Here is a 24164-nt window from a genome sequence, read left to right as displayed (position 1 = left end):
GAAAAAGGCCGGCAAGGTTTTCCTTGCCGGCCTGTCTCACCCGCCCGTGTGTCGGTTTCCCGTATCAGGACGATTCCATCTGAGGAAACCGGCCGTCATCACCATTACCGGTTACCGCCGAGCGCCGAGGCAAGGCGCACCAGCGAGAGGAACTCGGACCGGTACCCAAACGGGTCGGCTCCCCGGGCGGCAGTGGCAATCTCCAGGATCTTGTCGTAGCCGAACTTCGCGGTCGCATCCTCGTCGCGCAGCTTCTGGCCGAAGGCCGCGACGGCAACGGAGAAACGCTGGTCGGTGCTGGCCTGGTCGAAATCAGCCACTTCATTGGCCGATGTGACCGGCGTGGTGATCAGCTTCGAGGCACCCTCATTCGGCAACTTGTAGCGGATCTTCACGAACGCATATTCGTCGGCATTGGCGACGCCGCCATTGTTCACTGCAGCCTGGCCGTAGCGCAGCGGATCGATTTGCTCGCCGCCGTTGCCTTTCGGCGTGATCTCGTAGATCGCAGTGACCGAATGGCCGGAGCCGATCTCGCCGGCATCGACGCGGTCGTTGTTGAAATCCTCGCGGTTCAAGGCGCGGGTCTCGTAGCCGATCAGCCGGTATTCCGAGACTTTTTGCGGGTTGAACTCGACCTGGATCTTCACGTCCTTGGCGATGGTGAACAGTGTCGAAGACGCATCCTCGACCAGCACCTTCTCCGCCTCGGCCAAAGTGTCGATATAGGCGGCGGTGCCGTTGCCGTTCTGGGCGATGGTCTGCATCATCTGATCGTTCAGATTGCCGCGCCCGAAACCGAACACCGACAGGAACACGCCGGTCTTACGCTTCTTTTCGATCAATCGCTTCAGATCGTCGTCGTCGGTCTGGCCGACATTGAAGTCGCCGTCCGTGGCGAGCATCACGCGATTGATCCCGTCGTTGACAAAGGATTTCTGCGCCAGCCTGTAGGCTTCCTTGATACCCGCCTCGCCGGCAGTGCTGCCGCCGGGCGCCAACGTGTCGATGGCATTGAGAATCTTGTCCTTCTCCGAAACCTTCGTCGGCTCCAGGACAGTGCCGGCATCGCCCGCATAGGTGACGATCGAAACCGTGTCGTCGGGCTTCAATTTGTTGACCAGAAGCCGGAAGGCGGACTGCAAGAGCGGCAACTTATCCTGCTCGTTCATCGAGCCCGACACGTCGATCAGGAAGACCAGATTGGCCTTGGGCTGCTCGGCCGGCTTCGCGTCGAAACCTTTGATGGCGACATGCATCAGCCTGGTGTGCTCGTTCCACGGCGTCGGCATGACGCTGACGGTCGAGTTGAACGGCGTCGAGGCAACGTCCGGACCTTTCCAGTCATAGGGGAAGTAGTTGATCATCTCCTCGACGCGGACCGTGTCGGCCTGCGGCACAACACCATCCCTGAGCGAACGCCGCACGAAGGAATAGGAGGCAGTGTCGACGTCGATCGAAAAGGTCGACACCGGGTCTTCGAGCGCGGCACGCACCGGATTGCTCTTGAAATCCTCGACGCGGTCGCGGTTTTGCTCCTGCGGCAGCATCTGGTCGGCCGGGGCGGTCGAAGGCTGAGCCATCAACTTGGATTGGGCCACAGTACCGGTCACACGGCCAACCCGCGCGGCGCCATCGGCTGCAGGAGCCGCGGTACTTGAACCGCCAGCCAGCGCCTCGCGAGGCGAGGGCTCGGGCGCATTGCGAGCCACCATATCCTGCTGCACCAGGCCACCCATCGCGTTCGATTCGGGCTTCGGCGGCGATGCCGGCGCAAGCGCCTCGGCTGCGTCGCGGCTTTCGACGTCGGCATCGGCTTTGTTCCGCTTGTCGGCCTCGGCTACGGTGAGCGGCCTCACCGTTGCCGGGCCTTTAGCCACTGGTTTATCGGCCAGCGTTTCACTGATCTTCTCGTCCCCACCGGAATGGAACGGCTGCTCCTGCAGCATATAGATGGTGACGTATCCGGCGATCGGCAGGACGATGAGCCCGGCAATGGCCGGGGTGGCGAGGAGTTTCTTTTGCATGATTTCGCTCCAGAGCTTTTGTGCTCGCTCTGTGAGACGAAGCCCTTTCGCCGATCCTTGGGCGGCAGGTGACGTTTTTTCGTCCAGGTCGTAAGCCCGCATGGCGGCCTCGAAGGCACGCGCCTTCGCGTCGGTGCCCGGTGCCGGTGCTGCGATGTCGCGCAGCCTGTTGAGTTCGTTGTCGTCAACCATGATCACACTTCCCCGGCTGAAAGCATGAGCGTCTTCAGCCGTTTCTTCGCTTCATGGATGTGCCAGGAAACCGTCGACTCCGAGATGCCCATCGCCTCGGAAGCGAGTGCGTGGCTCAGCCCTTCGCCATAGACGAGCAGCACCGCGTCGCGCTGCTTGTCCGGCAGCATCCGCACCGCCGCCCAAAGCGCCTCGGCTGGATCTTCGGGCTCGGCCGGGGCCTCTCCCGAGATCAGCTCATAAGCCCCGTAGGCTTCGGTCTTGATCGTCTCGCGGACGGTTTTTCGCATCATGTCGCGTGCCGCATTCAGCGTCATGGTGTAGAGCCAGGTGGTGAAGGCGCCGCTGCCATGATAGTCGCGGATCGCCCGGCCGAGCCGAACGCAGACTTCCTGGGCGATATCCTCGGCGTCGGCCTTTTTCCCGCACCAGCGATACGCGGCGCGATAGACGAAGTCATAGTGCCTTTCGAGCAATTTGCCGAAAGCCCCCCTGTCTCCGCCCTTCGCCCGACCGATCAGCTCGGCGTCGGAGGCTTCGCTTTCATCCAGCATCAGCGCCATCATTTGCCTGTTGGACGAAGGCTAGCGGCGATTCCTTGGGCAATGGAAAGAATTTTTTTGTCAGCCGTCAGACGACGACCACGGTCGCGCGATATCCACGCAGGCCAACAGGGCAAGTCGCAATGGGACAACCCCTGCAAATCCGTGCGGCATTCGGCGACGCTACAGGCTCGCGAACGCGGTCATATGGAAGGCTTGAACCTGTGGTGGATAGCGATAGGCCGCGCCGTAGGGACAGGCGTTGCGGTCGAGACAGCCGCCGGTCCGGCAAGGCGCGCCGTTTTGCCCACGCACATGCGCCAGACATGTTCCATGCGCGAAACCATCTGCAGAATAGGCACCGACCGGACAAGATTTCAGGCAAGGTTTGTCGAGACATCCATCGCAAAGGTGAATCACGTCGCGGGGTTCTGGAAGCGCTATTTCGTCCTCGAACAGCAGCGCGCCGCGATAGGCGTGCCAGAGCCCGTATTGCGGATGCATGAGGATGCCGAGCGGCGACGGCCGCAAGCCCTCCGCCCGCATCGCCCATTGCTGGAACGGCAGATACGGCCTGTCGGAGGGCGAAACCGCCCGCGCCCCGAATGTCTTCGCCACCGCGCCGATGACTTCGCGCGACCAGGTGTCGAGCGGATTGGCAACGGTCTGCAATTGACTCTCCCGCCAGCGCAGGAAATGCGGCCATGGCGCGGCGCCCGCCTGCCCGACCAGCAGGACGGATTTGGCGACAGCGCCGGAGAGACCGGAGGGTGTTTCCTCACCGCCTGCAAAATTGAAGCCGCCGCGAAGCATGAGGCCGGAGGCGGAAAGCGCTGCCGCCATATTTTCGATCAGGCTGCGCTCGAGGATCATCCCTTCCTGTCCGGCTCGGAGAAGGCGCTCCGCCAGACTTCCTTGTGGATGATGTTGGCGACTTTAGCCCCGCCTGACTCGGGCTCCTTTCAGGTGAAGGCGTCGGCCATCGACGCCTTCTTCCTGGCGATGAACTCCTTCAGCCCATCGTCGATACCCTGATCGAGATGCGGCGCCTCGTAGCTTTCCAGCCAGCGGCGGGCGAGTTCGTTGGCGCGCTGCGGCGCGGTTTTTTCGCCCTCGGCCAGCCACTGCTCGTAGGAATTGTTGTCGGCGATATTGGAACGGTAGAAGGCGGTCTGGAAATTGGCCTGGGTGTGGTCACAGCCGAGATAGTGGCTGCCCGGACCGACCTGGCGGATGGCGTCCATCGCCTGGCCGTTTTCCGACAGGTCGACGCCTTCGGAGAACTTCTGCGTCATGCCGAGCTGGTCGATGTCCATCATGAATTTTTCGTAGCAGGAGGCGAGCCCGCCCTCGAGCCAGCCGGCCGAGTGCAGCACGAAGTTGGTGCCGGCAAGGATCGTCGAGTTCAGTGTGTTGGCGCTCTCATAAGCCGCCTGCGCGTCCGGTATCTTCGAAGCACACAGCGAGCCGCCGGTGCGGAACGGCAGGCCAAGCCGGCGGGCGAGTTGCGCCGCACCATAGGAGACGAGCGACGGCTCCGGCGTGCCGAAGGTCGGCGCGCCCGACTGCATCGAAATCGACGAGGCGAAGGTGCCGAACAGCACCGGCGCGCCCGGCCGGATCAGCTGCGTGAACGACGCGCCGGCCAGCACTTCGGCCAGAACCTGGGTCAGCGTGCCGGCGACCGTCACCGGGCTCATTGCGCCGGCGAGAATGAACGGCGTGACGATACAGGCCTGGTTGTGGCGCGAATAGACTTTCAGCGCGCCCAGCATGGTCTCGTCGAACACCATCGGCGAGTTGGCGTTGATCAGGCTGGTCAGCACCGTATTGTTCTCGACGAAATCGTCGCCGAACACGATCTTGGCCATCGCAACCGTGTCTTCGGCGCGCTCCGGCGCGGTGACCGAGCCCATAAACGGCTTATTCGAATATTTGATGTGGCTGTAGATCATGTCGAGATGGCGCTTGTTGACCGGCACGTCGACCGGCTCGCACACCGTGCCGCCCGAATGGTGGATCGACGGCGCCATATAGGCGAGCTTCACGAAATTCTGGAAATCCTCGATCGTCGCATAGCGCCTGACGCCATCGAGGTCGCGCACGAAGGGCGGGCCGTAGACCGGCGCGAAGACCGTGGCGTTGCCGCCGATCTGCACCGAACGTTCTGCATTGCGGGCATGCTGGGTATAGACGGACGGCGCGGTTTTCAAAAGTGAGCGGCAGAGCCCCTTCGGGAAATGCACGCGCTCGCCCTTGACGTCGGCACCGGCTTCTTTCCAGAGTTGCAGCGCCTCGGCGTCGTCGCGAAAGATGATGCCGATCTCCTCGAGCACCGTGTCGGTGTTCTTCTCGATCAGCGCCAGCCCTTCCTCGTCCAGCACCTCATAGACGTTGATCTTGCGCTTGATGTAGGTGAGCTGGGTGCCGGGGCCGCCACCCGAGCGCGCCGCCCGCCGGGCAGCGGCGCCACCGCTGGCGGCGCGTCCGCGCCGCGCGTTTGACGCTTCCTGGTCGACCGCCGTGTTCTCACTCATGATCGTTCTTCCCTGACTTTGTTCTGGCGCAATTGTTACGGCCGCATATCGCGGCTTCTGGCCGGATCGTAGTCATGCACCCTATTCGAAACGGCCCGCCAGCGCCAACGCCTGTCGCAAAATCGACAAGAATTCCAATAGATTTGCAGTCGCTTTCCTTTTGCGGGAAGTCGCAAATCAGCTATGGACGCAAGCCTGTAGCGGGTTAGGTATTGACGTGATATTTGAGGCCCCGCAACTGTATCCGTGCGGCAAGGAGCTGGATTAAAAATGGCCGACGACGAGATCATCCTTTCCGAGCTTTCCGACGACGAGCTCGTGCAGCAGATGCACGACGATCTTTATGACGGGCTGAAGGAAGAGATCGAGGAAGGCACCAACATCCTTCTCGAGCGCGGCTGGGCGCCTTACAAGGTGCTGACCGAGGCGCTGGTCGAAGGCATGCGCATCGTCGGCGAGGATTTTCGCGACGGCATCCTGTTCGTGCCGGAAGTGCTGTTGTCGGCCAACGCGATGAAGGCGGGCATGTTCATCCTGCGTCCGCTGCTCGTCGCCACCGGCGCGCCAAAGCAGGGCAAGATGGTGATCGGCACCGTCAAGGGCGACATCCACGACATCGGCAAGAACCTTGTCGGCATGATGATGGAGGGCGCCGGCTTCGACGTCATCGACCTCGGCATCAACAATGCGGTGGAAAAATATCTCGACGCCATCGAGCAGCACCAGCCCGACATCATCGGCATGTCGGCGCTGCTGACGACGACCATGCCCTACATGAAGGTCGTCATCGATACGATGAAGGAAAAGGGCATCCGCGACGACTATGTCGTGCTGGTCGGCGGCGCGCCGCTCAACGAGGAGTTCGGCAAGGCAGTCGGTGCCGACGCCTATTGCCGCGACGCTGCCGTGGCGGTCGAGACCGCCAAGGACTTCATGAAGCGCAAGCACAACGTCCGCGCTTCGGCCTGAGCTTTTTAACCAACTCCCCGCAGGGACTGGCCCGGTGCCGTCGGCCCCGCGCGCCTTTGACCTCGGCGGCAAGCTCGCCACTGGATTCTCGATCGGCATAGGCATTGCCGTCGGCATGGCGCTGGCCGGCTAGCTATTGGAAGCACGGTACTTCCGCGATCACGCCATACCCACGGTCCCAACCTGTGTTAGCTTATTCGTGCGGCGGACCCCAACGCCGCCCGGCCGGCGCCCTACAAGGCACTCTACCCCAACGCCCCCCAAAGCGGCGCCGGCCATCCCTTTATCTGGCGTATCGCACTGACAAGGAGAAGCCCGCGCTCCTCCTCTGAGCGCGGGCCGATCGGGCTGGGGCCCGATCTGCAGCGGGGGCCAAGCGGGGATAGGCCCACTGCTCCCAGATAACTGTTAGAAACTCCTAATGTTCCGCTTGATCAGCACCGCAAAACGGAGGCGGGATGCCGGTCACTCTTCCTCCCGTTAGGCACCAAATTGACTCTAGGCTCATCCGGTTTGATGACTAAGGGAACGGATCATGACCATTTTACTAAATTAGAAATGTTGCATGGAATGACCTATAGTTCGGCCCAACCGGCGAACGGACCCAATTGCCCGCTGGTTAGGCCCGGCGGCCAGCTTGTCGCCCCCCGATTGGCTGTCGGGCCGTCTTTCAAACGCCCCGTTTGGCCCAAACGTTCGACAAGCGGAACCTTGCCGAGGTGCTGCATCATCATCTCCCCGACCATGAGCCGCTGCCGACCGAACAATAGGTTCCGCCAGCCGCTCGACATGGGGGCAAAATGCGGCTCCTCATAGTCCGCTGGCCTGGCTTGCCCTTCGGATGTCCAGCATCAGGAACATGCTGACGAACAGTGTTCGTTCGAATGATGCTATTCCGTTGCCTTGAGCGTAAGTTTTTGGTCAGCCAGCACAGCGCCTCCTCTTAAGCTAGCTGGCCAAGGCCCAGCGGCCTCCAGCTGCCAGTCCCCCTCGCAACCAAGCCGCTGGGCCGTTCCCGCTAGAGCGAAGCGCGTTGTCTCGTCTATCAGCAACCTCTTGACGTGGTGGCGATCACAGCCACTGTGCGAAGGCGGTAAGCGAGGGACCGCGTAAGCGTCTCCATCCCCTCCTACGAATTCCGGCACTCCATCCGCGATTCTACAAAGGTCAAGCGCGGCCAGCATATTGAGCTTTCTGGCGAGATTACGCGCATAGACGAGGAGGCCGGCAAGGTGACGATCGACCTTGGATCGCTGGTTACGGTGGGTTTGGATAAGGTCAGGCGGATGGAGAAATACCGGCCGCAGGAGCGCAGGAAGCCGCTGCGTGACATGTTGGGCTAGCATGGAAGTCCAACAGAACATCCGCAGCGCCTGGGCCGCCCTCAAACTGGTTCGCATGGCTATTGAACCGACCTGCCGGCCCGGCTTGCCTCCGAGCGAGGAAGCAGTTTTGTTGCTATTCGGATCCGAGCCTGCCCATGAAGGCGAAGCCCTTGCCAAATCCATCATTGAGACGATTGAAAGGCTGGCCCGATGATTCGCCTTGAATCAGTGCCGCGACGAGGAGCGAGCAATCGAGCTCCTCCGGAAACGAAACATTCAAGTCACTCTGAGTTGCCATGCGAAGGGATTTCAATCTTGCCGTCTTTGCGGCGCGTTCGGCGCGCTCAGCCTCAGCGATTACCTTCGCGGAGCGCCTAACTGTGCTATTTCCCAGCCAACACATCTATTCGATCCAGCAGAATTCCGATGCGCCGGTCATGCCCTGACTCTTTGAGATTGTCGCCGTTCATTGTGATGAAGTCGGTTTCGATCGGTGAGGTTAAAACCTGCACTCCCGCCATGCGCGGGCCGATGGCCTTGGGAATAGCCGTTGGCGCGCGCCGCCTAAAGCCGACCCTTGGGCGCGCGTCTGGACTCCAATCGGCAACAAACGCGTTGTTGACTTTGGGAATGGGGGGCGTGGAAAAATCGCGCTACGATAATCGGTCTGGCCAGTGGCGAAAGCGCGCTAGACACCGCCAACACTGGCGACCTTCGCGCAATGCAACTTGGTGGGCGTCGATTGCTGCGGCAAGCGCAATCCTGATCGGCCTGATCGCCCTCAAAGGCGGATCTCCCTAGGCGCACTGCAAACGTTCATTGCCACCACCCTAGGTGCCATAGCCACCGCGCCAGCACCACCGCGATGGCAGATGTAACGGCAATGATCGCGACAAAACGAGCGCGCTGCACTGAAGCTGTAGGGTGGCGCCTTTTAGTTCCTTCATAGGCACTGTAAATGCGGCGACCATCCTCTTCAAAGCGGTCGCTGTTTGGGTAAGCCTTCTTGGGCTTTTGTCGCGGTCGAAGTATTCCCATAGCACCAGCCCCTCCTTCGAGCCGATACTATCCTGTTGCTGCTTGCTCGTCACGGCGTTACAATAAATATCCGTTGGAATGCCAGGATATTTAGATATTTCGCCCGCGCGGCTGGGGGATGGCAGACCAAAGAGGAGACCGAAGCATAAGTACGACAGCCCGTACTTATGCTATACCAGGCCGAGGCGGCGCGTGACGCTGGCATGTCTTGACATCAACAAGCAACAGCGCCCCGCAGCGAACATACCGGTGAAACTTTGGACGGGAAGTTGAGCGCGGCAAGCCTCGCTCGGAGCGTTCGGGCGGGTTGAAGCGCCTATTCTGACTCTTTTGCCTCTTCCTTTTTCAGGATCGGCGTGTCGGCAGTTGTCGGCGTATTTGCGACGCTTGCGACTGTGGTTTGCTGATCTACGCTTGCAGCTTTGGTTTGCTGATCTACGGAAGCCGTCGTTTTAGTGTGGCCAACACATTCCGCTGCGGCGCCGGACACCGAAAGGCCCAGAGCGGCGACAACTAAGAGAGCGGTCTTCATCCTATGGCTCCTAGCTTCTAGCTTCGTTGTTGAGGGTACCAGAAAAGATTAACGGCATATCCCCCGCTCGAAAAGTCAACTTTTCGTGCCCGCCCCAACGAAAATAATTGCAATAGGCGGACACGACGTCCGCGCTTCGGCCTCATCTGGGCGAATTCGGCATGGACCAAAAACCGATCCGCGCCTTGCAGCACGACTTTCTTGTTCCCAGATGTTACAAGGACTTAATGCGCATCGCTTGAGCTATCTTGAGAGCAATGCGCGTTGGCGAGACTGCGGATCAGGGGTTCTCGACCGTGTCCTCAACCGCGTTGGCTGTCGATTTGACGTCCCTGCCGACGCCACGGATGGTGTTGGCACAGGCCGAAAGTGCCAGGGCGCAAGCGAGAATTGCGATCGGTGCAATGCGTAGCGGTTTCATGAATGGTATCTCCCTCAACAGATAGATTCGTGGGACAGCAACGAAAATCGGTTAGACTGGTTCTATGAGCATTGCGCGAAAGCTACAACCCGATCAAGGCGACAGGCTGCTTGTCATCGCCTGCGGGATGATTGCGCGCGAAGTTCTGGCCGTCAAGGAGCAGCTGGGCCTCGACCATCTCGAGCTGACCTGCCTGCCGGCGGAGTTCCATTTCTACCCGGACCGCATCGCGCCGGCCATGGACAAGGCAATCGAGAAGGCCAAGGCGGACGGCTATAGAAACATCTTCGTCGGCTATGCCGATTGCGGCACCGGCGGCCTGCTTGACCGCGTCTGCGAGAAGCATGGCGTCGAGCGCATGGCCGGTCCGCACTGCTTTGCCTTCTACCAGGGCATGGACGCCTATGCGAAGGTCGCCGACGACGACATGATGTCGTTCTACATGACCGATTTCCTGTGCCGGCAGTTCGACGCCTTCTTCATGAAGCCGCTCGGCCTCGACAGGCATCCCGAGCTGATCAAGGACTATTTCGGCAATTACGAGAAGCTGATCTATATCGCCCAGACCGACGACCCGGAACTCGACAAGGTCGCCGAGAAGGCGGCGAAAATGCTCGGCCTCGCCTATGAGCGCCGCTCGACCGGCTATGGCGATCTGACGACGGAGCTGGCCAGCGCCGCGGCACACAGCTGACCGTTCGATCTGACGACGGAGCTGGCCAGCGCCGCGGCACACAGCTGACCGTTCGATCAGGCGGCACCATCTTCCGCTGCAAGCCCGGCGAGCACAGCGGCAAAGCTCGCCTTGCAGACGAAGCCCAGCCTGTCCCGCGCCCGCGAGGCGTCGTAGACGCGGTCGATCGAGGAAAACATCGTCCAGGCCTTTCGCGCATAGAGCGCCGGAAATTCCGGAAAATAGCGGGCGACGACGGGCGGCGCGTCAGCGATCAATGCCTCGCAATCATCAGGCCGGAACGGCGTTGGCGCCGAGATGATGAAGATGTCGAAGCCTAGTTGTGGCGCCTTCTCCAGCGCCGCGACATGGGCCTCGGCGGCATCTTCCACCGTCAGTCGGCGGAACAACAGCTCATTGACCTTGGTGTTGGCGTCCGACTGCTCGATCGCATGCGCCATGTCGTCTGCTTCGGGAAAGAACCGGGCAGTGCGCAGCACGATCACCGGCAGTGCGGACTGGATGTGATAGAGGCGGCAAAGATGCTCGGCCGAAAGCTTGGTTACGCCGTAGATGTTGCGCGGCTCGGGCGACACGTCTTCCGTCAGCCAGGCGGCCCTGCCCGCACCGCCGGTCAAGCCGGCGCTTATGGCTTTCGAGACCATCAGCGAGGTCGTCGACGTGAAGATGAAGCGCTGAACGCCTGATGTCACCGCCGCGTCGAGCAGGTTGAGCGTGCCGCGCACATTCGTCTCGATGAAATCCTCATTACGGTTGTGTTCGATGTCAGGCTTGTGCAGCGCGCCGCTGTGGATGATCGCCTCGATGCGGTTTTCCCTGACCGTCCGCATGACCAGATCACGGTCGGCGACCGAGCCGATCACCTGCGTTTGCGCCGACGGGGCGGGATCGAGGCCGATGACGCCATGGCCAAGAGCCCGCAGGCGCGGCGCTAGCGCGCTGCCCAGCCAGCCTGACGATCCCGAAAGCAAGATCCGCATCGGCGAAATCACGATTTTTAACCCGATCGCTGTTAAGCACGGATGACAGGTCGCCGCGAACGGGTAAGTTGTATGCCAAACGAGAAAACAGGCTGATCCAGCTTTCGACCAGGACACACACCGATGGTCGCTCGCCTCCTGATTGCCGCAGGCGTTGTCTGCTTCGCTCTGCCCGCGCTCGCCGATGGCGAGGTGCAGAAGCTGATCACGCCCGCCGACAAGGTGCGGCTCGACAAATATGACGAGACGCGCAAGGCAGCCCTTGACGAAGCCAGGGCTGGCGACGCCGCCGATATCAAGCAGCTCGACGCCTTGCTGGCAAAGCCGTTGGTCTCGTTTTCCGACAAGGACCTGACCGGCAACTGGCAGTGCCGTACCATCAAGGCCGGCGGGCTGAGTCCGCTCGTCATTTATGGCTGGTTCAAGTGCAAGGTGAGCGACGACGGTTCGGGCTGGATGCTGGAAAAAATCACCGGTTCGCAGCGCACCAAGGGACGTTTCTTCGACGACGGCGAAAAGCGCTCGATCTATCTCGGCTCCCTTTCTGTCAACGACGATCCTGCAAAACCCTATGGCGGCGGCCCACAAAGCGATCAGGTCGGCTATACCTTTCGCAACAGCGCCAACGAATGGCGCATCGAGTTCCCGGCGCCCTATTACGAATCGAAGCTCGACATCCTTGAATTCAAGCGCTGAGCCCGCGATCCCTAGCTTGCGGCGTGCTGCGGCAGGTGCGCGGCAAGCCTGAGGCAGGCGATACGATTTCAAGCTACGCGCTGCGGCAGGCGGCATTCTCACGCGATAGCATCGAGGCGGTCAGGGATGCGCAGCCGCAAGCTTGCCACATCATATCCCGGCCTGCCCTCGAAACAGTGGTCATCCGACGATCTGGTTCTATCTCTGGACCGGCGCAAAAACCGGCGTCTGGCAACGAGCGCCGATTTACCGGACAGCGCCCCGGCGATAAGCTTGGCCCCTATGAGCGAAATCGACCACCGCACCATCATCGCCAGCCTTTCGGTCGGTGATCGTCGCGACCTCACCGCCAAACTGGACAGGCCCGGCATTATCCGGCTGGCTGTTCACGGCGGGCTGGTCGTCCTGCTGGGTGCGCTGATCGCCGCCCGCATTCCGTTCTGGCCGGTTCTCGTGCTGCCGCAGGGGATCCTGATCGTCTTTTTCTTCACGCTGTTGCACGAAACCATCCACGAAACGGCCTTCAGGACGCCGTGGCTCAATCGCGCCATCGCCACCGTGACCGGCTTCCTGATCCTGCTGCCGCCGGCATGGTTCCGTTATTTCCATTTCGCGCACCATCGCCACACGCACGATCCGGACAATGATCCCGAACTGATGGCTCCGAAACCGGAGACCATAACCCAGTACCTGCGCTATCTCTCCGGCGTCCCCTACTGTACCGGCATGGCGCGCGTGATCGTCGTCAACGCGGCCGGCCGCAACCGCGACGGCTTCGTGCCGGACAATGGCCGCGACAAGGTGATTTCGGAAGCACGTTGGTTTCTGATCGCCTATGCGGTGCTGCTGGCGGCCTCCCTGGCCGTGCAGTCGGCGCTGCTGCTGTGGGTCTGGATTGTGCCGGTGCTCGTCGGCCAGCCGTTTTTGCGGGCCTATCTGTTGGCCGAGCACGCGCTCTGCCCGCATGTCGCCAACATGCTCGAAAACACCCGCACCACCTTTACCACACGGCTGATACGCTTCGTGGCGTGGAACATGCCTTACCACTCCGAGCACCATTCCTATCCGGCCGTTCCCTTTCACCGCCTGCCGCGTTTCCACCAGATTGTCGCCGAACATCTGCGCACGACCGAGCGAGGCTATGTCCGCTTCCACAGGAAGCTTGTCGGCAGCTTCGATCGTCGCGCCGGCTGATCCATACCAAGCCAAATACCGAAAACTTTCATCTTTCCCTTTCGGCCTCCAATTGCGTCGCTTTTGAATGCGCGCGCGTCGTCCCATAACAAGCAGCCCAACAGCGGTTCCGGCAATGCTCGGAACCACTGCATCGGCCTGAAGATCGATCTCCGGAAAGCACGATGCAGCTGAGTCAAAGTGGTAGAGCGTCCTTTGTCCATCCGATTGGACCACGGCGCTCTACGGGAGCAGGAATTCATGGCCGATCTGATCGTCGTCTACTGGCGCGACATCCCCGCCCAGGTCATCGTCAAGAAAGGCCGGCAGAACGCCAAACGCGAAATGCCGCTGCGCTTTACCGAGGCGATCGACATGTGCGCGATGCGCACCGGCGCCGGCGGCACCGACGACTACCTGGCCGAATGGCGCAAGGCCGACCCCGTGCCGGTCAGCGACGATCTTGAAGGCGAGGCCGAAAAAGCCTTTCAGGACATCGACGCGAAATACGACCGCGAGCGGCTGGTCGCTCTGGTCAAGGCGGGCGGAAAAGAAGATGTCTGAAACGACCCCGGCGATTACCCAGGCCACTCTGGTCAAGAAGGCAGCGCCGAAATCCGACTACAAGCCGGCCGACGTGTCGCCGCAGCGGCGCGTACAGCGCTCCTTCGCTGTCCGGCTGTGGTCCGTCCGCCACTCGCGACTGCTCGAATGGTTCTACGCCAGGTTCTCCGACATGTTTCTGCTCCTCCATCCGCTGTGGAAGGGCATCGGTTACGGCCGCGTCGAAGGTCCGATCAAATTCGTCGAAAAACGCGTCAAGGGTTTTATGTTCGACTGCCGCATGTGCGGCCAGTGCATCCTTTCCTCTACCGGCATGTCATGCCCGATGAATTGTCCCAAGCAATTGCGCAATGGCCCTTGCGGCGGTGTGCGCGCCAACGGCAATTGCGAGGTCGAGCCTGATATGCCGTGCGTCTGGGTCAAGGCCTGGGAAGGTTCGCGAAACATGGTGCATGGCGACAAGATTCTCGACGTGCAGAAGCCGGTTGACCAGTCGCTGCGTGAGACGTCGGCATGGCTGCGGGTGACCGCACAGGCTGCCGCCGCCCGCGAAGCCGCGCGCAACGCTCCGAACACCGGGGCACCGGCATGATCGGCCGCCAGCCCGACGAGAACCCGGCCGGCATCCATCTGCCGCTCGACCCCCTGCCCGGCCACACCTCGCGCGGCCGGCTGGAGCGCGTCCTGAGACGCGGCGAGTTCGCCGTGACGACCGAGCTCAACCCGCCCGACAGCGCCGATCCGGAAGACGTCTACAACCGCGCCAAGATCTTCGACGGCTGGGTCGACGCCATCAACGCCGTCGACGCGTCGGGCGCCAACTGCCACATGTCGTCGGTTGGCATCTGTGCGCTGCTGACCCGCATGGGCTATGCCCCGATCATGCAGATCGCCTGCCGCGACAGGAACCGCATCGCCATCCAGGGCGACGTGCTAGGCGGGGCGGCGATGGGCGTCGCCAACATGCTGTGCCTGACCGGCGACGGCGTGCAGGCCGGCGACCAGCCAGGCGCTAAGCCGGTATTCGATCTTGACTGCATGTCGCTGCTCGAAACCTGCCGCATCATGCGCGACAACGGCAAGTTCCTGTCCGGCCGCAAGCTGACGACGCCGCCCCAGCTTTTTCTCGGTGCGGCGATCAACCCGTTCGCGCCGCCGATCGATTTCCGCCCCTACCGGCTGGGCAAGAAGATCGCCGCCGGCGCGCAGTTCGTGCAGAGCCAGTACTGCTTCGACGTGCCGATGTTCCGCACCTACATGCAGCGGGTCCGCGATCTCGGTTTCACGGAAAAATGCTTCATCCTGTGTGGCGTCGGGCCGCTGGCCTCGGCCAAGACCGCCAAATGGATCCGCTCCAACGTGCCGGGCATTCATATCCCCGACTCGATCGTCAAGCGGCTGGAAGGCGCCCAGGACCAGAAGAAAGAGGGCAAGCAGCTCTGCATCGACATCATCAACGAGGTGAAGGAAATTCCCGGCGTCTCCGGCGTCCATGTGATGGCCTATCGCCAGGAGGAATATGTCGCCGAGATCGTCGATGAATCGGGCGTGCTGAAGGGCCGCCAGCCCTGGAAACGCGAAATCCGCCGCGACGACCAGCTCGTCGCCGAGCGGCTCGACCACATATTGCACGACGAGATCACCGAAACGCAGGTCGACATGGTCAAGACCGCGCATTGATGGCGCGGACGGTCACCATTCGCTTGATCGAAATCAGAAACGATATAAAGAAGTCTTTATATCACGAGGGAGAGATTTCATGACCCGGACGATCGTCGCCTCGGCGACACGAGAAATCATTATCGGCTTCGACCAGCCCTTCTGCGTGATCGGTGAGCGCATCAATCCAACCGGGCGAAAGAAGCTCGCGGCTGAGATGATCGCAGGCAATTTCGATACCGTCATCAGGGACGCACTGGAACAGGCCGCCTGCGGCGCGACCATGCTCGACGTCAATGCAGGCGTCACCTCGGTCAACCCGAACGAGACCGAACCCGGCCTCCTGGTGCAGACGCTGGAGATCGTGCAGGGGCTGGTCGACCTGCCGCTGTCGATCGACAGTTCGGTGACCGCCGCGATCGAGGCGGCGCTCAAGGTCGCCAAGGGCCGGCCGCTGGTCAATTCCGTCACCGGCGAGGAAGAGAAGCTCGAAGCCATCCTGCCGCTGGTCAAGAAATACAATGTTCCGGTTGTCGCCATCTCCAATGACGAGACAGGCATTTCGATGGATCCGGATGTGCGTTTCGCCGTCGCCAAGAAGATCGTCGAGCGCTGCGCCGATTTCGGCATTCCGGCGCATGACGTGGTCGTCGACCCGCTGGTCATGCCGATCGGCGCGCTCGGCGACGCCGGCCGCCAGGTCTTTGCCCTCCTGCGCCGGCTGCGTGAAGAGCTCAAGGTCAACACCACCTGCGGCCTGTCAAACATCTCGTTCGGCCTGCCGCATCGCCACGGCATTAATGCCGCCTTCATCCCGATGGTGATCGGCGCCGGCATGACCTCGGCGATCATGAACCCGGTGCGGCCGCAGGAGATGGAGGCGGTGCGCGGCGCCAATGTGCTGAACGGCACCGACGAGAACTGCACCAACTGGATCAGGACCTACAAGGACTACAAGCCGGCCGAAGGCGGCCAGGCGATCGCGGCGCCCACACAAGTCAATGCGCCGGGCGAAGGCAATGGCAATGGCGGCCGCCGGCGCGGCGGCCGTGAAGCCCGTATGGCCCGAGGATAAGCGCGCAATCGTGAACTCTCCTGCCAACATTACCGATCCGCTCGTGCTGTTCATGCCGTCCGGCAAGCGCGGGCGGTTTCCGGTCGGCACGCCGGTGCTCGATGCCGCACGCCAGCTCGGCGTCTATGTCGAGAGCGTGTGCGGCGGACGCGCCACTTGCGGGCGCTGCCAGGTCGAGGTGCAGGAAGGCAATTTCGCCAAGCACAAGATCGTTTCCTCCAACGACCACATCTCGCCCAAGGGCGCCAAGGAAGAGCGCTACGAACGCGTGCGCGGCCTCCCCGAACGGCGCCGCCTGTCCTGCTCGGCGCAGATCCTCGGCGATCTCGTCGTCGACGTGCCGCAGGACACGGTCATCAACGCGCAGACCATCCGCAAGGACGCCGACACCCGGGTCATCGCCCGCGATTCGGCAATCCACATGTGCTATGTCGAGATCGACGAGCCCGACATGCACAATCCATCAGGCGATCTCGATCGCCTGAAGATCGCGCTGATGAAGGACTGGGGGCTCAAGAGCCTCGATTTCGATTTCCATCTGTTGCCGCAGGTGCAAGGCATCTTGCGCAAGGGCAACTGGACCGCGACCGCCGCCATCCATAAGGATGCCGAAAGCGAGATCGCGCGGGTCATCTCGTTGTGGCCCGGCCTCAAGAACGAGGCTTACGGGCTTGCCTGCGATATCGGCTCGACCACCATCGCCATGCATCTGGTGTCGCTGCTGTCGGGCCGCGTCGCCGCCTCGTCGGGCACGTCGAACCCGCAGATCCGCTTCGGCGAGGATCTGATGAGCCGCGTTTCCTATGTGATGATGAACCCGGACGGCCGCGAGGGCATGACGGTCGCGGTGCGCGAGGCGATCTCGGGTCTCGTCGACAAGGTCTGCGCGGAAGGCAATGTCCAGCGCAATGACATCCTGGATTCCGTCTTCGTCGGCAATCCGATCATGCACCATCTGTTCCTCGGCATCGACCCGACCGAACTCGGCGGCGCACCCTTCGCGCTGGCCGTCTCGGGTGCCGTGCACATCAAGGCGTCGGATATCGGCCTGAAGCTCAACCAGGGCGCCAGGCTCTACATGCTGCCTTGCATCGCCGGCCATGTCGGCGCCGACGCGGCGGCGGTGACACTGTCGGAAGGCCCGCACCGCCAGGACGAGATGATGCTGATCGTCGACGTCGGCACCAATGCCGAGATCGTGCTCGGCAATCGCCAGCGGGTCGTGGCGGCCTCCTCGCCCACCGGTCCGGCCTTCGAGGGCGCTGAAATCTCGGGCGGCCAGCGCGCCGCTCCCGGCGCCATCGAGCGCGTCCGCATCGATCCCGACACGCTGGAGCCGAAATACCGCGTCATCGGCTCGGAACTGTGGTCCGACGAACCCGGCTTCCTCGACAGCGTGCAGGCAACCGGCGTCACCGGTATCTGCGGCTCCGGCATCATCGAGGTGGTCGCCGAAATGTATCTGGCCGGCATCATCTCCGAGGACGGTGTCGTCGATGGCGGGCTCTCCGCCCGCTCGCCGCGGGTCACCGCGAATGGCCGCACCTTCTCTTACGTGCTGAAGGAGGGTGAACCCAGGATCACCATCACCCAGACCGATGTGCGCGCCATCCAACTCGCGAAGGCCGCCCTCTATGCCGGCACCAAGCTTTTGATGGAAAAGCAGCATACTGATCATGTCGATCGCATCCACTTCGCCGGCGCCTTTGGCTCCTTCATCGATCCGAAATACGCAATGGTGCTGGGACTGATCCCCGACTGCGATCTCGACAAGGTCTCGGCCGTCGGCAACGCCGCCGGGGCCGGCGCGCGCATGGCACTCTTGAACCGCGGCTATCGCCGCGAGATCGAGGAAACGGTGAGCCGGATCGAGAAGATCGAGACCGCGCTGGAGCCGAGATTCCAGGAGCATTTCGTCTATGCCATGGCGCTGCCGAACAAGGTCGACCCGTTCCCGAAACTATCGGCGGCGGTGAAACTGCCACCGCGCAAGACCGTCAGCGAGGACGGCATTGCCGGCGATGCCGCCCCGCGGCGGCGTTCGCGCGAAGGCCACGCGGCACGGCGTGGCCGGGGGTAGCATCCCGCTGCTAAAAGCTGCACTTCGCCCTCATTCTCGTTTGCATGCAAATGTTTCCGGATCAGCCCAAACTGAAACAAGGCGCTGTTTTCGTGAAATCCACCAGATACATGCATGGCGCATTTAACCGGCATTGAACGGCAGGCAGGAAATAACTTTCAGCCGCCGCAGCACTCCAAGGGAGATGAAGATGTCGATGTTCGAGAGCCTCGGCCGCTTTGGTGCGGCCATCAGGCATGCGCACAACAGGAACAGGTCGGTCCGGGCCCTGAACAGCCTGCCGCCCGAAATTCAGAGGGACATCGGCTGGCCCGTGTCGCCGCGCGAAGACCCGCAGGTCACCTCCCCGGCCCTGCTTCTGGGTTCGGCGCGCTGATGACCTTCGCCGACAAATGCAAGCTGCTGGCCAAGCGCCGGAGCCGTCATGCGGCTCCGGCAGCAAGCGACAGTCGGCTGCGCGCCGCACTGCTGCCTCCGCGATGAGCGTTGCGGCGGCACATGGGCAATGACCACCGCCGGTCTTGCTTATGGCTGAATCACACAACCGTGTTGAAACCGTGCAAATCTTGACATTCTGGGCGAAGGCACGATCTTCGATAGCGAGGGGTTCTCTTAGTCGGCTCAGCCGAAGTCCGTGTGTCCGCATGCCAAGTATCAAAAGCCACGTCGTTTCCTTCGTGCTCAGGTATAGCCGCAAGAAAGCCTTCTCCAGCCCGGAAAACCTGCAGCGCTGGATTGCCTATGCGCGCAAGACGGAGAACCACCAGCCGCCCGCATCGCTGCGGTCGCGTTTCGAGATCACAACGTGCAGCGTGGACGGTTTTCCCGTCTACGAGATCGCGCCAAAGACCGGCGAGCGAAAGCGTATCCTCTACCTGCATGGCGGCGCCTATGTCTTTCAAATCACGTCCTATCACTGGGGACTGATCGCCGATATGGCCGACCGGCTGGGCTTCGGTATCACCGTGCCGATCTATCCCATTGCTCCCGAACACGATTTCCACGCCATGTTCGGCATGGTCGGCAAGGTCTACCGTCAGATGCTCGACGAGACGGAAGCGCAAGACATCGTCTTCATGGGTGATTCCGCCGGCGGCAACATGGCCGTGGTGCTGACCATGATGGCCGCGGAAGACGACCAGCCCTTGCCGTCGCGCCACGTGCTGATTTCGCCCGGCCTCGATTTGTCGCTTGCCAACCCCGAAGTGTTCGAGGCGGAACGCTACGATCCGTGGCTGGGAATTCCTGGCGGGCTGGAGGCGGTCCGGCTCTACAGTGCCGGCATAAATCCCAGCGACTGGCGCATCAGCCCGCTTTACGGTGACCTCTCGGTGTTGCCGAAAACGCTGCTTCTGACCGGTTCGCGCGATATGCTGACCCCCGACAATCTGGTCTTCGCGCAAAAGGCCCGTGCCGCCGGTGTCGAGATAGAGGTCGTCCACGAGCAAGGCATGTTCCATGTCTGGCCGCTGATCGACATGCCAGAAGCGCGTCGCGCGCGAGACAGCATCGTGGCGTTTTTAACCAGCGAAACCGAGAGCTATCACGCCAAGGCCGGCGAATTGGCGCTGCAAAGGACAGATCGCGACGTCACCGCTCACAACCTGGCTGCGCCGTTGAGGTCCTGAATCAAAATTTCCCGGTTTCCCTGAACACTTCGAAGGTCGCACGGATGTGGTCGGCGACCGCCTTCACCGGCGCGCTGGCGTCCGGCGCCACGACCATGGCCAGATTGTAGGTGCCGATATCCGGCATGCCGTCCTTCGGGCAAAGCTCGACCATGTCGCTGCCGAGGAACGATTTCGGCAGCGGCGCCACCGCGAGGTCGGACATGATTGCGGCGCGCTGGCCGGCCGTGTGCGCGCTCATATAGGCGACGCGATAGTTGCGGCCCTCACGGCCGAGCGCTTCGAGCGCCCCGGCCCGCCAGGCGCAGCCCTCTTCCCACAAGGACACCGGCAGCGGTTCGCGCAGATGCGCGCAGCCACCCTTGGCGCCGGCCCAGACGATCGGTTCGGTGAGCAGCACTTCGGCGCCGAGTGCGCTGGTCTTGTAGGAATTGGTGAGCAGCGTGATATCGAGCGCCCGGTCGTCCATGCGCCGGCGCAGATTGCTGCTCTGGTCGATGGTGACGTCGACCGCGATCGAAGGATGCGACTGCGCAAAACGCTTCAGCACATGCGGCAGCACGCGCTCGCCATAATCGTCCGGCGAGCCGAGCCGCACCACCCCGACGATATCGGGGATGATGAACTTCGATACCACCTCGCGGTTGATCGACAACAGCCGGCGGGCGTAGCCGAGCAGCATCTCGCCATCCGTGGTCAGCGTCACCGAGCGCGCATCGCGCGCGAACACGGAGCGGCCAAGAATGTCCTCCAGCTTTTTGATCTGCATGGAAACGGCCGACGGCGTGCGGAAGACGGCATTGGCCGCGGTGGTGAAGCTGCCGGTCTCGGCGATTGCCACGAAGGTGCGCAAGACGTCGAGATCGAGCAGCGGCAACGGATGATTGAGTGGGGCGTTCATCGGGATCCACCTTCAATTTTTCTGATGCAAACCATCATTCCATTTCGTTTGATTGAACATCACTTTGGGAGGATAGTCAACTCCATCGAAGGCAGACGTATCGAAAGTGCCTTGAAACGGCCCATGACACGGATCTGCAATCGACACGAAATGAAGCTGAAACAAACCTGAAGTAGCGCTTCGTGTGCGGAGCGACCGGCAAACTCCCGGCTCAACGTAAAGGAGAATGAAAATGTCCATCCTGTCATCCATCGGCCGCATCGCGACCGAATTCAGCGCGGCTCGCGCCCGCTACCAGACCGAACGCGCCATCCGCTCTCTGCCGATCGAACTGCAGAAGGATATCGGCTGGCCCGAAGCCGCCGACACCAAGACCGGCACTCGCCATGGCGTTGGATCCTGGGCTGGTGGAGCAAAATAGATCGTGTGTAGTCAAAGCTGAAGGCCTGCCGCGCAGATCATGTCCGGCAGGCCTTTTTATTTGTAATCAAATGTTTTTTGGAGCCATGTCACCGCCGCATGGCGCATATGAACAGGCTGCATAGCAGCCCATATTTCGAGCTAACGCCCTATAAATAATCACAAATCTTGCCAGTTGCCAAAATTTGTCACATTCCGTGTCGCTTTTCATATCAAGTGGTTCGCTTTTGCGATTTAGTTTCCCCTCACGTAAGCCTATATCAGCGCCAGCCAACGAGCTGCCCCACTCCATCAAGCGAAGGCGACCCGTCTGAGCAACCGAATGGAGATGATGATGAAGCTTTTTGCCCGCCTTTTTTCTCGCCGTGAAATGAACCTGACGACCGCGCTCGAGCGCCAGCGCCTTGCCAACACCATGCCTGGCCAGACCGGCGCCGTGGCCGCCGCGCGCCTCGGCTTCGTCGCCTGATCTGACAAGCTCGCAAGCGGCGCTCCCTGCTGCTGCTTCGAAGTTGATCACAGCGCCGCTTCGGTTTTGCCGAGGCGGCGTTTTTTTGTCATGTGCCGACCACATGCCGCATATTTTGCTCAATCGGGCGGCATGTTGGGACCGTCAACGTATAGCGATTGCCCATTTGCGACCCGTGTCGCAAATAAAGTCTTTCCGTCGCCGCCTAGCCAATTGACAGGAAAGGTTTTTCCTGATGTCGCTATGCTGATCGCGACATCCTGTTCGCGCCATTGCAGCGTGAGGGCTACCCTGTGAACGTCGTAAATCATCCGGTCAGGCGATCGTTTGTATTCTTCCTGGTCCCCGATTTCACCATGATCGCATTTGCGACGGCGCTCGATCCGTTGCGCTCGGCCAACCGGATGCTCGGCTACGAGGCCTACCGCTGGCGGCTCGCCAGCATCGACGGCAAGCCGGTGCGAGCCTCGAACGGCGTCGAATGCGCCGTCAACACCTCGCTGGAGGACGAACGCAAGAAGATGTCCGGCCCCGAACGGCCGAACATGGCGGTCGTCTGCAGCGGCATCAATGTCGAGCGCTACCAGAACAGATCGGCCTTTGCCTGGCTGCGCGAGGAATACAACCGCGGCGTCGCCATCGGCGGCCTGTGCACTGGCGCGCATATACTGGCTTCCGCCGGCCTGTTGTCCAACAAGCGCTGCGCCATTCATTGGGAAAACCTGCCGGGCTTTTCCGAGGCGTTCCCGAAGGCCAATGTCTTTGCCGACCTCTTCGAGATCGACCAGAACATCTATACCTGCGCCGGCGGCACCGCGGCGCTCGATATGATGCTGAAGCTGATCGGCGACGATTTCGACGACAACCTCGTCAACCGGGTCTGCGAGCAGGTTTTGACTGACCGCGTACGCAGCCCGACCGATCGCCAGCGCCTGCCGCTGCGCGCACGCCTTGGCGTACAGAACTCCAAGGTGCTGACCATCATAGAATTGATGGAGGCAAACCTGTCCGAGCCGCTGTCGCTGATCGAGATCGCCGATCACGTCGACCTGTCGCGCCGGCAGATCGAGCGCCTGTTCCGCACCGAGATGGGACGATCCCCTGCCCGCTATTATCTGGAAATCCGCCTCGACCGGGCCCGGCACTTGCTGATCCAGTCATCGATGCCGGTGGTCGAAGTGGCGGTCGCCTGCGGCTTCGTCTCCGCCTCGCATTTCTCCAAATGCTACCGCGAGCTCTATGCGCGCTCGCCGCAGCAGGAGCGCGTCGATCGCAAGCAGTTGCTGGTCGCGTAGACGCCATGCCTCCCGGCGAGGAGTGCTCGCCAAGTCTAGAGGGTCCGATACTCTAGCGACTGTCGAACATCCAGCTTCGGTCGCGCCACATTTTCTCGCCGACCAGGCAGTCGGTGGCCGGCTTGTCTTGCGCCAGCACGACCGGCAGATGCGCCGCTTCTTCCGCCGCCCATCGCGGTGAGTCAGGCCCGGCAAGCTCGAGCACCAGCTTGCGGCGGATCGCTTCGGGAAACTGCGTCCACTCATTGACCGGGATCATGAACGCGCCGGGCCCACCGATGACGCAGTCGGTGTAGTAGCGGTCGAGATAGTTGACGTCGTAGACGCTGGTGAAGCCGCTCCGGGTCATCAGCGGCAGGCCATTGATGGTGATGCCTTGCTTGACCAGCCCGTCACGGGTGATGTCGACGGGAGCACCTTGATTGTTGGGGCCATCGCCCGAAATGTCGATGACGCGCTTGACGCCTTGAAAGCCGCTTTCGGCGAAGAGATCGCTGCCGAATTGCAAGGCACCGGAAATCGAGGTGCGCCGGGCGCTGTTGGGCATATGGGCGGAGAGTTGCTCGACCACCCGCTCCGCGTCGGCACGATTGGCGATTACCGTCCACGGCACGATGACATGCTGCCAGGTCGTGCCGGCCCATTCGACATAGGTGACGGCAATCTTGCCATAGGCGCCATCGGCGATGGCCTGCAAGACCGTGTCGTGCGTCAGCGCCGCGACATAGCCGCGACGCTGGATTTCGAGTTCGGCCGGCGACATCGAAAGCGAAACGTCGACGGCTAGAACCAGCTCGATGTCGACAGGCTCGGCGGCGCGGGATTCCGGCGTCAGCCAAGGCACCAGCGCAAGCGCGGCCGTAGCAGAGAGGAGATGTCTTGCGTGGGGAAAAGCAGACATGCGGTAAGGTAAGCGAGAATCGTCGTGTCATAAAGCGAAAAGCCCG

General features: G+C 61.7%; 24 protein-coding genes. 15 read left to right on the top strand and 9 right to left on the bottom strand.

Annotated elements, in window-relative coordinates:
* Positions 1–104: 104 nt before the first annotated feature.
* The 4 genes from AC0NIE_RS18790 to AC0NIE_RS18775 form a co-directional block, all read right to left on the bottom strand.
* Entirely contained in the window at positions 105–2219 is a 2115-nt protein-coding gene (locus AC0NIE_RS18790) for a vWA domain-containing protein (protein ID WP_473486590.1), read from the bottom strand.
* Between the two features lie 2 nt (positions 2220–2221).
* Positions 2222–2782 carry an RNA polymerase sigma factor gene (locus AC0NIE_RS18785; protein WP_473486632.1) on the bottom strand — a complete coding sequence of 187 codons (561 nt, stop codon included), beginning with the start codon at positions 2780–2782 and terminating at the stop codon, positions 2222–2224.
* Between the two features lie 162 nt (positions 2783–2944).
* Positions 2945–3634, bottom strand: coding sequence for a hypothetical protein (locus AC0NIE_RS18780; protein WP_473486591.1), 690 nt, complete (start codon positions 3632–3634; stop codon positions 2945–2947).
* A gap of 89 nt (positions 3635–3723) precedes the next feature.
* Positions 3724–5298, bottom strand: coding sequence for a trimethylamine methyltransferase family protein (locus AC0NIE_RS18775; RefSeq protein ID WP_473486592.1), 1575 nt, complete (start codon positions 5296–5298; stop codon positions 3724–3726).
* 270 nt (positions 5299–5568) lie between these two features.
* Here AC0NIE_RS18775 and AC0NIE_RS18770 point away from each other — a divergent pair, with 270 nt between their 5' ends.
* Together AC0NIE_RS18770 and AC0NIE_RS18765 are read left to right on the top strand one after the other, a co-directional pair.
* Positions 5569–6267: a corrinoid protein gene (locus AC0NIE_RS18770; protein ID WP_095494578.1), complete on the top strand. Its 699-nt coding sequence runs from the start codon at positions 5569–5571 to the stop codon at positions 6265–6267.
* A 1344-nt stretch (positions 6268–7611) separates the two neighbouring features.
* Positions 7612–7806: a hypothetical protein gene (locus AC0NIE_RS18765; RefSeq protein ID WP_473486593.1), complete on the top strand. Its 195-nt coding sequence runs from the start codon at positions 7612–7614 to the stop codon at positions 7804–7806.
* A 1140-nt stretch (positions 7807–8946) separates the two neighbouring features.
* Here the strand turns inward: AC0NIE_RS18765 and AC0NIE_RS18760 are convergent.
* Positions 8947–9162 (bottom strand): hypothetical protein, encoded by a 216-nt coding sequence (locus tag AC0NIE_RS18760; protein WP_473486594.1) that lies wholly within the window; start codon positions 9160–9162, stop codon positions 8947–8949.
* A 280-nt stretch (positions 9163–9442) separates the two neighbouring features.
* On the bottom strand, positions 9443–9583 hold the full coding sequence (locus AC0NIE_RS18755; RefSeq protein ID WP_473486595.1) for an EncA/B family entericidin: 141 nt from the start codon (positions 9581–9583) through the stop codon (positions 9443–9445).
* Between the two features lie 64 nt (positions 9584–9647).
* Here AC0NIE_RS18755 and AC0NIE_RS18750 point away from each other — a divergent pair, with 64 nt between their 5' ends.
* On the top strand, positions 9648–10277 hold the full coding sequence (locus tag AC0NIE_RS18750) for a DUF1638 domain-containing protein (protein WP_473486596.1): 630 nt from the start codon (positions 9648–9650) through the stop codon (positions 10275–10277).
* A gap of 56 nt (positions 10278–10333) precedes the next feature.
* Here AC0NIE_RS18750 and AC0NIE_RS18745 read toward each other — a convergent pair whose 3' ends face one another.
* Positions 10334–11257, bottom strand: coding sequence for an NAD-dependent epimerase/dehydratase family protein (locus AC0NIE_RS18745; RefSeq protein ID WP_473486597.1), 924 nt, complete (start codon positions 11255–11257; stop codon positions 10334–10336).
* 123 nt (positions 11258–11380) lie between these two features.
* On the opposite strand from AC0NIE_RS18745, the gene AC0NIE_RS18740 reads away from it, so the two are divergent.
* The 9 genes from AC0NIE_RS18740 (at position 11381) to AC0NIE_RS18700 (ending at position 20132) form a co-directional block, all read left to right on the top strand.
* Positions 11381–11953, top strand: a complete 573-nt coding sequence (locus AC0NIE_RS18740; protein ID WP_473486598.1) for a DUF4893 domain-containing protein — start codon at positions 11381–11383, stop codon at positions 11951–11953.
* 282 nt (positions 11954–12235) lie between these two features.
* Positions 12236–13147: a fatty acid desaturase gene (locus tag AC0NIE_RS18735; protein ID WP_473486599.1), complete on the top strand. Its 912-nt coding sequence runs from the start codon at positions 12236–12238 to the stop codon at positions 13145–13147.
* A 240-nt stretch (positions 13148–13387) separates the two neighbouring features.
* Positions 13388–13690, top strand: a complete 303-nt coding sequence (locus AC0NIE_RS18730; protein ID WP_473486600.1) for a virulence factor — start codon at positions 13388–13390, stop codon at positions 13688–13690.
* Positions 13683–14282, top strand: coding sequence for a methylenetetrahydrofolate reductase C-terminal domain-containing protein (locus AC0NIE_RS18725; protein ID WP_095494586.1), 600 nt, complete (start codon positions 13683–13685; stop codon positions 14280–14282). Before AC0NIE_RS18730 ends, AC0NIE_RS18725 begins: the two co-directional genes overlap by 8 nt.
* The gene (locus AC0NIE_RS18720) at positions 14279–15370 is read left to right on the top strand and encodes a methylenetetrahydrofolate reductase (RefSeq protein WP_473486601.1); all 1092 of its coding nucleotides are present in this window, start codon (positions 14279–14281) and stop codon (positions 15368–15370) included. Before AC0NIE_RS18725 ends, AC0NIE_RS18720 begins: the two co-directional genes overlap by 4 nt.
* A 79-nt stretch (positions 15371–15449) precedes the next feature.
* Positions 15450–16424, top strand: a complete 975-nt coding sequence (locus tag AC0NIE_RS18715) for a methyltetrahydrofolate cobalamin methyltransferase (protein ID WP_077383680.1) — start codon at positions 15450–15452, stop codon at positions 16422–16424.
* Positions 16375–18504: an ASKHA domain-containing protein gene (locus AC0NIE_RS18710; RefSeq protein ID WP_473486633.1), complete on the top strand. Its 2130-nt coding sequence runs from the start codon at positions 16375–16377 to the stop codon at positions 18502–18504. The genes AC0NIE_RS18715 and AC0NIE_RS18710 overlap by 50 nt, the downstream gene beginning before the upstream one ends.
* Positions 18505–18694: 190 nt before the next feature.
* Positions 18695–18880 carry a hypothetical protein gene (locus AC0NIE_RS18705; RefSeq protein WP_473486602.1) on the top strand — a complete coding sequence of 62 codons (186 nt, stop codon included), beginning with the start codon at positions 18695–18697 and terminating at the stop codon, positions 18878–18880.
* Between the two features lie 268 nt (positions 18881–19148).
* The gene (locus AC0NIE_RS18700; protein ID WP_473486603.1) at positions 19149–20132 is read left to right on the top strand and encodes an alpha/beta hydrolase; all 984 of its coding nucleotides are present in this window, start codon (positions 19149–19151) and stop codon (positions 20130–20132) included.
* A gap of 1 nt (position 20133) precedes the next feature.
* Here the strand turns inward: AC0NIE_RS18700 and AC0NIE_RS18695 are convergent, their stop codons facing one another.
* On the bottom strand, positions 20134–21033 hold the full coding sequence (locus AC0NIE_RS18695) for a LysR substrate-binding domain-containing protein (protein ID WP_029351948.1): 900 nt from the start codon (positions 21031–21033) through the stop codon (positions 20134–20136).
* Positions 21034–21265: 232 nt separating this feature from the next.
* Here AC0NIE_RS18695 and AC0NIE_RS18690 point away from each other — a divergent pair, with 232 nt between their 5' ends.
* The 3 genes from AC0NIE_RS18690 (at position 21266) to AC0NIE_RS18680 (ending at position 23217) form a co-directional block, all read left to right on the top strand.
* Positions 21266–21454: a hypothetical protein gene (locus AC0NIE_RS18690; RefSeq protein ID WP_077383673.1), complete on the top strand. Its 189-nt coding sequence runs from the start codon at positions 21266–21268 to the stop codon at positions 21452–21454.
* Positions 21455–21775: 321 nt separating this feature from the next.
* Positions 21776–21922 (top strand): hypothetical protein, encoded by a 147-nt coding sequence (locus AC0NIE_RS18685; RefSeq protein ID WP_163602974.1) that lies wholly within the window; start codon positions 21776–21778, stop codon positions 21920–21922.
* A 293-nt stretch (positions 21923–22215) separates the two neighbouring features.
* Entirely contained in the window at positions 22216–23217 is a 1002-nt protein-coding gene (locus AC0NIE_RS18680) for a GlxA family transcriptional regulator (protein ID WP_473486604.1), read from the top strand.
* A gap of 52 nt (positions 23218–23269) precedes the next feature.
* On the opposite strand, the gene AC0NIE_RS18675 is transcribed toward AC0NIE_RS18680, so the two are convergent.
* Positions 23270–24118 carry a DUF1194 domain-containing protein gene (locus tag AC0NIE_RS18675; protein ID WP_473486605.1) on the bottom strand — a complete coding sequence of 283 codons (849 nt, stop codon included), beginning with the start codon at positions 24116–24118 and terminating at the stop codon, positions 23270–23272.
* Positions 24119–24164: the final 46 nt, after the last annotated feature.

It is taken from the genome of Mesorhizobium sp. WSM4842 (assembly GCF_055901575.1).
This window is presented reverse-complemented; position numbering and strand designations above follow the sequence as displayed.